Annotated in this window: 9 protein-coding genes, 2 tRNA genes and 1 rRNA gene; 7 read left to right on the top strand and 5 right to left on the bottom strand. The window is 64.2% G+C overall.

The window, feature by feature from the left end:
• Together OXU32_11800 and OXU32_11795 are read left to right on the top strand one after the other, a co-directional pair.
• Window positions 1-1,202 (top strand): hypothetical protein (locus OXU32_11800; protein MDE0074632.1); only part of this gene is annotated, 1,202 nt, incomplete at its 5' end.
• On the top strand, window positions 1,199-4,759 hold the full coding sequence (locus OXU32_11795) for a helicase-related protein (GenBank protein MDE0074631.1): 3,561 nt from the start codon (window positions 1,199-1,201) through the stop codon (window positions 4,757-4,759). The genes OXU32_11800 and OXU32_11795, both read left to right, overlap by 4 nt.
• Before the next feature lie 249 nt (window positions 4,760-5,008).
• On the opposite strand, the gene OXU32_11790 is transcribed toward OXU32_11795, so the two are convergent.
• The 5 genes from OXU32_11790 to OXU32_11770 all read right to left on the bottom strand — a co-directional run bounded on the left by OXU32_11790 (window position 5,009) and on the right by OXU32_11770 (window position 7,155).
• Entirely contained in the window at window positions 5,009-5,500 is a 492-nt protein-coding gene (locus tag OXU32_11790) for a hypothetical protein (protein ID MDE0074630.1), read from the bottom strand.
• Complete coding sequence (locus OXU32_11785; GenBank protein MDE0074629.1) at window positions 5,497-5,754, bottom strand: BrnA antitoxin family protein; 258 nt, start codon at window positions 5,752-5,754, stop codon at window positions 5,497-5,499. Before OXU32_11785 ends, OXU32_11790 begins: the two co-directional genes overlap by 4 nt.
• On the bottom strand, window positions 5,717-5,986 hold the full coding sequence (locus OXU32_11780) for a BrnT family toxin (protein ID MDE0074628.1): 270 nt from the start codon (window positions 5,984-5,986) through the stop codon (window positions 5,717-5,719). The genes OXU32_11785 and OXU32_11780 overlap by 38 nt, the downstream gene beginning before the upstream one ends.
• A 360-nt stretch (window positions 5,987-6,346) precedes the next feature.
• Window positions 6,347-6,715, bottom strand: coding sequence for a transcriptional repressor (locus tag OXU32_11775; GenBank protein MDE0074627.1), 369 nt, complete (start codon window positions 6,713-6,715; stop codon window positions 6,347-6,349).
• 2 nt (window positions 6,716-6,717) lie between these two features.
• Entirely contained in the window at window positions 6,718-7,155 is a 438-nt protein-coding gene (locus tag OXU32_11770) for a MerC family mercury resistance protein (GenBank protein MDE0074626.1), read from the bottom strand.
• Window positions 7,156-7,493: 338 nt separating this feature from the next.
• On the opposite strand from OXU32_11770, the gene OXU32_11765 reads away from it, so the two are divergent.
• The 5 genes from OXU32_11765 to OXU32_11745 all read left to right on the top strand — a co-directional run.
• Window positions 7,494-7,700, top strand: a complete 207-nt coding sequence (locus OXU32_11765; GenBank protein ID MDE0074625.1) for a cold-shock protein — start codon at window positions 7,494-7,496, stop codon at window positions 7,698-7,700.
• 24 nt (window positions 7,701-7,724) lie between these two features.
• A tRNA-Arg gene (locus tag OXU32_11760) sits at window positions 7,725-7,798 on the top strand.
• Between the two features lie 220 nt (window positions 7,799-8,018).
• Window positions 8,019-8,092 (top strand) — tRNA-His (locus tag OXU32_11755).
• Window positions 8,093-8,198: 106 nt separating this feature from the next.
• Window positions 8,199-10,193, top strand: a complete 1,995-nt coding sequence (nagB, locus tag OXU32_11750) for a glucosamine-6-phosphate deaminase (GenBank protein ID MDE0074624.1) — start codon at window positions 8,199-8,201, stop codon at window positions 10,191-10,193.
• A gap of 294 nt (window positions 10,194-10,487) precedes the next feature.
• Window positions 10,488-11,317: ribosomal RNA gene (locus OXU32_11745) — 16S ribosomal RNA — on the top strand; the annotation flags it as partial.

The following is an 11,317-nucleotide window of genomic DNA, read 5'->3' as shown; positions in this document are numbered from 1 at the left end:
GCGAAGGCGGCACCGGCGCGAGGGCGTATGCCGAGGCTGTCGGCGTGTATCTGGCGTTAGGTGTGGATCGTCTCGCCGACTATCAGTCTTCGATCTCTACTTGGATTGTCAGCCTCCAAGCAATTCGGAATACATTCGCGCGCCAAGCGATTCCAATGACTTGGGACTTCGCAGAGGGAAACCCGTTGTCCTCCTCTACGGGGAGCTTCGCCTCCCTGCTGCGCTGGGTCGAGAAGGCGTTGGCGGCAACCCATTCTGTCGCGCCCGGCATTGCCATCCAGGCAGACGCATCGGCACAGCGGTTGACCTCGGCCAAGGTGGTATCGACGGACCCACCCTACTACGACAACATCGGTTACGCGGACCTGTCCGACTTCTTCTATCTGTGGCTCCGTCGTGCCCTGAAGCCCGTGTTCCCGAAGTTGTTTGGCACCTTGGCTGTGCCCAAAGCCGAAGAGTTAGTGGCCACGCCGTATCGACACGGGAGCCGAGCGGCGGCGGAGGATTTTTTCCTCAGCGGGATGACCAATGCTCTGCGGCAGCTCGCGATACGGACCCACCCCGGCTTTCCGATCACCGTCTATTACGCCTTCAAGCAGTCGGAGACGAGGGGCAGCGCAGGAACGGCCAGCACTGGATGGGAGACTTTCTTAGACGCAGTGATCCGCTCGGGCTTCACGATCACCGGTACATGGCCAGTCCGCACCGAACGAAGTGAACGTCCGGTGGGAACCGGCACTAACGCCCTCGCCTCCAGCATCGTCTTGGTGTGCCGACACCGGCTTACAGACGCTCCCCTAGCCAGCAGCCGCGAGTTCCGCACCGCGCTCCGTTCCGAACTCCCAGCCGCCCTGTCGGTCATGAGGTCAGGAAACATTGCACCGGTCGACCTCGCCCAGGCCGCCATCGGGCCGGGTATGGCCGTATACACCCGGTACGGGAGGTCACAGTCACATGCGGGAAGGCGCTTGCCTGTCCGGCCGAGGTGCTCGGATGAGTTTCTATCGTCCCTGCCAAGCGTGGCGGCTGCCGGTCCAAAGAGGGTAGGTGTCGATGCCGGTTGGCGTTCGCGTGTCCGACGCAGCTACAGAATGGGTGCCCGTCCTTCGTGGTCGCCAGGCTTGAGGCGTTGGTCCGAGGGACGTAAACGATTGCGCCGTGTCCATCGGGCATCCTTCAACGGCGACTCCGTGATGCCTTGAAGCTCGAAGATCTCCAACACTCCGAAGTAGGGGGTATTGATCCCGAGGGGCCGGTCACGGTGGTCGCCACGAAGTGGTTGGGATCACACGCTGTTGAGGTTGCCTACCGGACTCTTGCCGGCGATGAAGCCACCAAGACCCTGTACCGGAGCGACGAAGAGGACCTCGAAGCTCACTCCGTTTCTCGTCCCTGGGCCTTCGACGCCGACGGTGCCCTGTTTCGTCTCGTGTCCGAGGCTCAACGCATACGCCTCGCCCATCTCTTCGATCCGCTCCTCGCCGTGCATACTTCGCTCGTCGAGCCTCTCCCCCACCAGATCACGGCGGTCTACGAGGAGATGCTCCCGCGCCAGCCGCTTCGCTTCCTCTTGGCCGACGATCCAGGCAGCGGCAAGACGATCATGGCGGGACTCTTGATGAAGGAGTTGATCGCGCGGGGCGATCTTGAGCGCTGTCTGGTGGTCTGTCCCGGCAGCTTGGCCGAGCAGTGGCAGGAGGAGCTTGAGACCCGCTTCCAGCTTGCCTTTGCACTATACGGAAGCGAGTCGCTCCGAGCTTCTGGCCCGGACAACTGGTTCGAGAAGAACGACCTGGTGATCGCACGTCTCGACATGCTGTCCCGCAGCGAGGAGGTCAAGCAGCTTCTCCAAGCACCGGATTGCCGCTGGGATCTCGTCGTGTGCGACGAGGCACACAAGATGTCAGCGACCTATTTCGGTCGGAAGGTACGGTACACGAAGCGCTACCGGTTGGGACAACTCCTTGGTCGCCTGACCAGACATTTCCTTCTCATGACTGCCACGCCCCACAACGGCAAGGAAGACGACTTCCAGCTGTTCATGGCCCTCTTGGACGGGGACCGGTTCGAGGGCCGCTTCCGAAGCGGTGTTCATCGAACGGACATTTCCGATCTCATGCGCCGCATGGTGAAGGAGGAGTTGCTCAAGTTCGACGGCACCCCGCTCTTCCCCGAGCGCCGCGCTTACACCGTCCCGTACAGACTTTCCGCAGCCGAGGCCTCCCTGTATGACGCAGTGAGCCGGTATGTGCGAGACGAGTTCAATCGCGCCGACAACTTGGACGGCGGGAAGCGGACTACCGTCGGCTTTGCGCTCACGGTTCTCCAGCGTCGGCTCGCGTCTTCGCCCCAGGCCATCCATCGTTCGCTGCGGAGACGCCGACGACGCCTTGAGGGCCGGGCCAACGAACTCGACGACTTTCTCCGGGACGCGAAGAGCGGCGGCGAGCCCCTGTTCGCTGGTCCTAGCTTGGGCGTTGAAGAGCTGGAGGATCTGGAAGACGCGCCCGAGGGCGAATTCGAGGCTGCGGAAGCCGAGGTACTCGACCAAGCCACGGCCGCACGATCCATCGGCGAACTGCGTGCCGAAGTCGAGACGCTCCGAGCACTTGAGCAAATGGCCCGCCAGGTTTTGGACCGTAGTGACGACACCAAGTGGCGCGAGCTTGCCGGTCTCTTGGACCAGGTACTCGCGTCGGCATTCAGGATTGGCAAGCCTCCCAATGCAGGCAGCGCGGACCAGGTGTCGGCTCCGCAGCCTTCGCCCGGCCAGAAGCTCGTGATCTTCACCGAGCATAGGGACACGCTTGACTACCTTTATGACCGGATCACGACCTTGATCGGGCGACCCGAAGCGGTCGTCGCGATTCATGGCGGGCTCAACCGTGGGGACAGGCTCAAGGCGCAGGACGCCTTTCGGCATGACCCGAACGTCAGGGTTCTGCTGGCGACAGATGCGGCGGGAGAGGGGATCAATCTTCAGCGTGCCCACCTGATGGTGAACTACGACCTGCCGTGGAACCCCAACCGGCTGGAACAGCGGTTCGGGCGGATTCACCGCATTGGCCAGACCGAGGTCTGCCACCTGTGGAATCTTCTCGCAGAGGACACCCGCGAAGGCAATGTCTACCGGACGTTGCTGGACAAGCTTGAAACCGAGCGGCAGGCGTTGGGCGGGCAGGTCTTCGACGTGCTCGGACAAGTCCAGTTCGAGGGCCAGCCCCTGAGGGACCTCTTGGTCAGCGCGATCCGCTATGGGGAGAAGCCGGAAGTGCGAGCCCATCTCGACACAGTGGTTGCCCAGGCACTGGACCGTGACCGGCTGGCTGGGCTAATGCACCAGCACGCGCTGGCCCAGGACGCCATGGATGTCAGCCGACTGCATGCCGTGCGCGAGGCGATGGAACGCGCGGAGGCGCGTCGGCTTCAGCCCCATTTCGTCGAATCTTTCTTTCTGGAGGCGTTCAAGCAGCTTGGTGGATCGGCGAGGCAACGGGAACCGAGGCGGTATCAGGTCTCTTGGGTGCCGGCGGCCGTGCGGAGTCGCGCTGGCGAAATTGGAACGCGAGAGCCTGTGTCCGCCCGCTACGAGCGCATCGTGTTCGAGAAGGAACTGGTGGCTCCGCGAGGACAACCGGTGGCGGCATTCGTCTGTCCAGGGCATCCCCTCTTGGACGCGGTGCTCGACCTGACCTTGGAACGGCACCGCGCTCTTCTGAAGCGAGGTGCCGTCTTGGTTGACGAGGTAGACCACGGTCTCGACCCAAGAGTTTTGGTTCACCTTGAGCATTCCGTGTTCGATGGTCTGCCCACGCGGGCGGGACGGAAGCGGGCCATCTCGAAGCGGACGATCTACCTCGATATCGGACCGGAGGGGGTGCGCGGCCATCTCCGGCAAGCCCCTTACTTGGACCTTCGTCCGCTTGCGCCAAGCGAGCCACAGCCTGACGAAATCCTCAGCCGTTCGGAGTGCGCATGGATCGGTCGGGAGATCGAGACCCGGGCGCAGACATACGCGGCGGAGAGCGTGGTACCGGAACATGTGAACGAGATCCGCGAGACCAGAACGGTTGCTATCGACAAGACCGAGGCGGCGGTCAAGGATCGGCTCACGAAGGAAATCTCGTATTGGGACCATCGCGCCGAAGATCTGAAGCTCCGCGAAAGGGCGGGCCGCCCAAACTCCCGGTTAGACTCGGGCGAGGCCGCGACACGCGCCGATCAGTTGCAGAAGAGGTTGCAAAGGCGGCTCGGGGAACTGTCGTTGGAGCGCCACATCTCGACTGGGCAACCGTCTGTACTTGGGGGTACGCTGGTGGTCCCCAAGCGACTCTTGGACAAGATCGCCGGTCGCAGAGAGGAGAAGATGAACGTAACCGACACGCAGGCCATCGCGGCGCGCGCACGCGCCATCGTCATGGATGTCGAGCGCGGTCTGGGCTTCGAGCCCACCGACAGGGAGTTCGACAAGCTGGGATACGACATCGAGAGCCGAGTGCCTGACACCGGCCGACTCAGGTTTATCGAAGTCAAGGGCCGGGTTGAGGGGGCTCCCTCGATTACCGTGACTCGCAACGAGATCCTGTTCTCGCTCAACAAGCCCGACGACTACATCCTCGCCATCGTTGAGTTCCGAGCGACAGGGGGCCACAAGATCCACTACCTGCGCCGCCCATTCGGTCGTGAACCCGATTTCGGCGCAACCGGCGTCTTGTACGATTTCGCTGATCTGCTGGCACGGGCGGGCGAGCCGTCCTGAGAAGTCGCTCTGGACCTTGGCGAGAACGCCACGTCGAACGCGAATGCGCGTTTCCGTGCGCATCGGGCGGCTGAAATGCAACTACCAATGCGCCTATTCCCATTACTCGCGCGATTTCGGCGAAACCGGACAACGAAATGCGGTCGAAATGCGAAATCCGCATTCCAGCACGCGTTCTCACCGAGCCGGTTGAGGGGGGCCGCTCTTGGAATGCCGAACACCGAAACGCCACAGCCTTGGCGGACGGCCTCATGCGCTGGCCATCGGCGGGAGGCTCTTGAGGAAGGCCCACGCGATGCACTGCTCAAGCTCCCCCAGCCATCCGACGGCCTCGCCGTGGACGGCCAGCGCCGGTAGCAAACCCATAATCACCCACGGTCGGTCCGGCAGGTAGTCGCGGAAATCGCTCGGGTCGCATTCTTCGCTCATCCAAGGGGAGGCCGCCACCGTTTCGCGCCATGCGCGCCGCGGGCCGTCCCCACCGCCTTCTGCCACCGCCAGCACCGCTACGGGCTGTTCGTCCGGGGCGACGATGCGCGCTTTCAGGACGCGCGGGCCGTGCTCATGCTGGAGCACGTGCAGCCGCCAAGGATCGTCCCGATGCCGCAAAGGCGCGGGGGTCTCGAACGCCGCCGCCCCCGCGATCAGCCGTCCGTACGCGCGCGTCATGCTATCGGTCAGCCCGGAACAATCCGATTCGCGGTAGTACGCCGTATTCGCGTTCCAGTGTTCAACCCTCATGCGATGTCGTGCTGCTTGATCCAGTCCTGAAGGGCATGGTCGATCCGTGTCTGCCAGCCTCGTCCCCCGGCACGGAAGTGATCGATCACATCCTGGGACAACCGGATGGTGGTGGACACCTTCGGACGTGCCTTGGGCGGACGTCCCCGGCGCACCGGCACCTTAGCGAACTTCTCCGGCCAGCCGTCCTTCGAGAGGTCGGGCGCGGTATCGGGATCAGAACCTCGGGCCGTAGAGTTGTCGTTCTCGTTCATTGGCTTTCCTCATGCTGATGACCCTGCGAATATCGCCACGGGGCGTCCAGACGAGGACCACCATCACCTCGTCGAGAAACCCGATGGTGATGAAGCGCGCCTCGCCGTAGTCCCGGCGGTCGTCCTCGACGGTCAGCGTCGCGCCCGTGAACACCGCCGTGGCCCACTCCATGTCCAGACCACGTGCCGCCAGAGTGTGCGCGCGTTTCGCGTCGTCGAACTCGATCCGCATTGGATTAATGTTACTACGAAAAACCGCTTGTCAAGGAGGAATCAAGCTCGGTCGGTCCGTCCATATGCTCGCCATTTGGCCCCATCTTCCGTCCGAATCGGCACGGCAGACTAAAATGCGAGGCAGCGGCAAGAGTGGCAGATCGTGCACTCCCAGTTGAACTTAGGAGATTTCTTGCCGCGATTTCACATCGCGTTTTGGGGGATTTGGGAGCAGGAGGTCGCCGGTTCGAATCCGGCCGCCCCGATTGGAGCTACCGCGAGGTCGGAGGCGGGATCGGGCCGTCGGACGCGCCGCACCCGCACGCCCTCCAGTTTCCGAGTTCGCGGAGCACGCCGAGCCGACGGTTCAGAGTCCGGTTCACCTGCACTCCGCGCAGCGACCAAAGAGAATCAACTCGTGGCCGTCGACCTCGAAGCCCTCGGGCGCCAGCTCCTCGACTTCATCCGGACACCTGTGGATGTCGAACGCCAGATCGCAGGAACGGCAGAGGAAGTGGTGGTGATGGGGACGCTCGGCCAACTCGTACCGAAGCCCGCCGCCGGGAAGCTCCACTTGCGACAACCATCCGTCATCCGCGAGGGCTTTCACGTTCCGGTAGACGGTGGCCAGCCCGAGGGACGGCACGATCCGCTGGCCGTGCTCGAGGACTTCGTCAGGCGTAAGGGGGCGCCCGACGCTCATGAACACGCGGCGGATCGCCCGGCGCTGACGGGTATCTCGTTGCATCGTCAGCCGCCGCGATCCGAGTGCTCCTCGTCGGCGCATACCGCACACGAGTCCGTTTGGCAGACCCTGGCACTTTGCACGAGCGCGCCTGCCAGGACCAGGCTGCCGGCAGCCGATGTCACGGTCTCGGGCAGCGGTTCGAGCCAGCCGGCGAGGGATGCCGCCCAGAACGCGGCCCCTCCGGCGAACGCGAGGATCACGGCAGTGTTCCTGCGGGCCGGGCCCAGCGCGAGCATGGCCGCGCCGAGCAACACCGTACCCGCCCACACCGCGCGTTCGACGCCCTCGGAGAGCGCGAGCGCGGGTGCCGCCGCGACCAGGAACGGCGTAAGCGCGCAGTGCACGCCACACCAGGCCGCGGCGCACGCCGCGAGTCGTGACCCGGAGGCCAGATGCGCGTTGGACGGGACGGTTGCGAGGAAGTGCTTTATGGTGGTCACATCGGCGACTGGGGCGCGAAAACAGTGAGTTCCTGACCTATAATGATAATCAATTCTCATCTCTTCGTCACGAGGCTGCTGCCATTGCCGCATGCCGTGAAGCCGGTCCCTGGACCGGCCCGTAGCTGACGCAGGGGTTTTCCCGGCGCCGGCACCAGCCGTCGCTCCCATGACCAACTCCCCCTGCGTCGCGCCAAGACGCGACGGACGTTGACATCGGGCGGCAGCGGCCCGTAACATTGGGGCGATTTTGAGCAGTTGGACGTCGTGGGGCCGGATGTTCCGGGTCTCGGCGGCCACCAAACAGGCCGCGGGTGAGCGCGGGCAAGGAGCGCGGGATGCGTACCACCGGTACGGTGAAGTGGTTCAATGATGCGAAGGGCTTCGGGTTCATTACGCCCGAAGGCAGTGATCGGGACTGCTTCGTACACCACTCGGCCATCCAGGTCGACGGGTATCGTTCGTTGACCGAAGGGGAACGGGTCGAATTCGACATCGTCCAGGGGCAGAAGGGCCCCGCGGCGGAGAACGTCGTCAAGATCTAGGGGCCTCGCCCCTTTCCCAAAGAGGCGCCCGTAGCTCAGCTGGATAGAGCAACGGACTTCTAATCCGTAGGTCCCAGGTTCGAGTCCTGGCGGGCGCGCCTCATCTTGTTTTCCGTCGGCCGAAAGGCGGTCGGAGAGCGTCCAGCTTCCGGGTTCTCGTCCGCCTCGAGCGGGGTGGACGAGGGTCCGGTCCCGTGTACGCGCCGTGGTTTACGCGCATCGGGCCCCGGATTACCTTTCGTCGCTCGTTTGGGAGGCACCCTTCGAATCAGAGCGGTGAGGCCGGCGACCCTCGTGATCCCGCCGACCTCTCATGTGGTGGGCGTAGCTCAGGTGGTTAGAGCGCCAGGTTGTGGCCCTGGAGGTCGCCGGTTCAAGTCCGGTCGCTCACCTTAGCTTCTTGTCCCGGGCGAGGCTCGCGGAGCAGGCCTCTGGCCCCCGCAGGGATCTCCGCAGGTGTCGGAACCGGGCCGACCACCCTCAAGGCAGGCGCATTCCATGCCCGGAGCCGGCTTGGCACGTCGCGAACGGATCGCCGTTCGCATCATGCCGGATCACGACAGCCTCGCCGCCGAGGTTGCCGGGCGAATCGCGGTTCTCATCCGCGAACGCAGTAGCGAAGGCCGGCATGCGGTTCTCGGCCTGGCGACCGGCTCCACCCCCGTCGGCGTTTACCGGGAGCTCATCCGCCTCCACCGCGAAGAGGGTCTGGACTTCTCGAATGTAGTGACGTTCAACCTCGACGAGTACTTCCCGATGCGGCCAGGGAGCGTGCACAGCTACCATCGCTACATGCGGGAACACCTCTTCGACTTCGTCAACATCCCGCCCGGAAACCGCCACATCCCCCGGGGCGATCTGGCCGAGGCCGAGGTGGAGGACCATTGCCTGGACTTCGAACGCCGCATTCGCGAGGCCGGGGGGATCGACCTTCAGATTCTCGGAATCGGCCGCAGCGGACACATCGGCTTCAACGAGCCGGGTTCCCGGCGCGAGTCGCGCACGCGGTGCCTGTATCTCGACGCCGTAACGCGGGCCGACGCGGCCGGCGACTTCTTCGGCGAGGAGAACGTGCCCTCCCGCGCGATCACGATGGGGGTGGAGACCATTCTGGAGGCGCGCGAGGTGATCCTGCTGGCGACGGGGGAGCACAAGGCCGAGATCGTGCGACGCGCCGTCGAGGGGGAGGTGCACGCCGATGTCGCCGCCACCTTCCTGCAGCAGCATCCTCACGCGACGGTGTACCTCGATCCGCCCGCCGCCGGCGAGCTGACGCGCATCCGCACGCCCTGGCTGGTGAGCGACGTGGAATGGACCCCGCACCGCGAAGTGGAGGCGGTGGTCTGGCTCAGCCGGCGCTCGGGCAAGCCGATCCTCCACCTTTCCACCGACGACTACCGCGAGCACCACCTCGGGTCGCTGGTGTCCCGGCACGGGTCGGCCGAACCGCTCAACGGCGAGGTATTCAACGCGCTGATCTCCAAGATCCGCGGTAAGAGCCGTTTGCCGCGCGGCCAGAGGATGCTCGTCTTCTCGCCCCATCCCGACGACGACGTGATCTCCATGGGCGGGCTGTTGCGCAAGCTGGCCGAGAACGGCAATCGCCTGACCGTCGCGTACATGACCTCGGGCAACATCGCCGTGTTCGACCACGAGATCCGCCGCTATCTCGACTTCATGCGACGCACCGCCGACGTCATCGAGCTCGGGGACCGCGAGACCCTGGGGGACGTTCTCCACCGGGTGGAGAGGGAACTTGCGCTCAAGGAGCCCGGGGAGGGGGACCCGGTCGTGGTGCAGCACCTGAAACGCGTCATCCGCGAGAGCGAGGCGGTGGCCGGCATCCAGGCCCTGGGGCTCTCAAGTGATTGCGCCCGCTTTCTGAACCTGCCCTTCTACCAGACGGGAACGGTCAGAAAGAACCCGATCACGCAAGCCGATGTCGCGATCGTGGCCGCTCTGCTGGAGGAGGTGCGTCCGTCGATGGTGTTTGCCGCGGGTGACCTCTCCGACCCCCACGGCACCCATCGGATGTGCCTGGAAGCCGTGGAGCGGGCACTGGAACGCTACACCGGCGAAGCGCCCTGGCTATGGCTCTACCGCGGGGCCTGGCAGGAGTGGACCGTGAACGAGGCCACCGTGCTGGTCCCCCTCTCGGAGGGGGAACTGCGGGCCAAGGTGCAGGCGATCTTCAGGCACGAGTCGCAGAAGGACTCCGCACCCTTTCCGGGGCCGGATGCGCGGGAATTCTGGCAGCGGGTCGTCGACCGCAACCGGGGCACGGCCGATTTCCTTCGCTCGGTGGGGCTGCCGGCCTACCGTGCCATGGAAGCGTACCTGACCCTGCGCCGGGGACACCGCGTCGAAGCGCATGAAATACCCACCGCATCGCTGGCGGAAGACATGGTCCCCGCAGCCAGGGCGAAACGGCAACTCCTGGCCGCGGCTCGCGGAGGCGCAGTCCCGGAATCCGAACCCGCCGGCAACCCCTGAACGCGGGTTGACTCGCCTGGCAAGAGGGGTTACGATCGTACGCTCCCGAAGCGACGGCGGTGCCGCGCTTGCGGGAGTCCATGATTCCGGCAGCCCGTACATGGTGCCGGAGCTTTTTGAAAATTGGGGTTTCGAGGAAGTGAGGCGGGCCCCTTTCGCGTGCAGGCGCTACGTCCTGCCGCGTCGTCTTCCCGGGCACTTGCCCGAGGAGGACAGGGGTTCAAGCAACGTAGATTCCGAACGGACGATCTACGAGATCGGCGTTCGATTAGGAGCTGTTCGAGCTTTCTTTTTTTTACGGAGAGTTTGATCCTGGCTCAGGACGAACGCTGGCGGCGTGCCTAATACATGCAAGTCGAACGAGGACCAGGTGCTTGCACCTGGAACCGAGTGGCGAACGGGTGAGTAACACGTGACCAACCTGCCGTCAGGTGGGGGACAACCTGGGGAAACCCGGGCTAATACCGCATGATATCCGCGTCCCGCATGGGATGCGGACCAAAGGGGGCCTCTGCTTGCAAGCTCCCGCCAGGCGAGGGGGTCGCGGCGTATCAGCTTGTTGGTGAGGTAACGGCTCACCAAGGCGATGACGCGTAGTGGGTCTGAGAGGACGACCCGCCACATTGGGACTGAGATACGGCCCAGACTCCTACGGGAGGCAGCAGTAGGGAATATTGCGCAATGGTCGAAAGACTGACGCAGCGACGCCGCGTGTGGGAGGAAGCCTTTCGGGGTGTAAACCACTGTCAGGTGGGAAGAATCACGCTCGTCCAAACAGGGCGGGCGTCTGACGGTACCATCAGAGGAAGCGCCGGCTAACTCCGTGCCAGCAGCCGCGGTAAGACGGAGGGCGCAAGCGTTGTTCGGAATCACTGGGCGTAAAGCGCTCGCAGGCGGTCCCTTAAGTCCGCCGTGAAACTCCGGGGCTCAACCCCGGACTGGCGACGGATACTGGGGGACTGGAGACTGGTAGAGGCTAGCGGAATTCTTGGTGTAGCGGTGGAATGCGTAGATATCAGGAAGAACACCGGTGGCGAAGGCGGCTAGCTGGGCCAGTTCTGACGCTCATGAGCGAAAGCGTGGGGAGCAAACAGGATTAGATACCCTGGTAGTCCACGCCGTAA

The sequence above is a fragment of the Gammaproteobacteria bacterium genome, assembly GCA_028819075.1.
Classification (GTDB): domain Bacteria; phylum Gemmatimonadota; class Gemmatimonadetes; order Longimicrobiales; family Gaopeijiaceae; genus BD2-11.
Note: the sequence above shows the minus strand (reverse complement) of the source record. Positions and strands in the feature narration are given on the sequence as shown.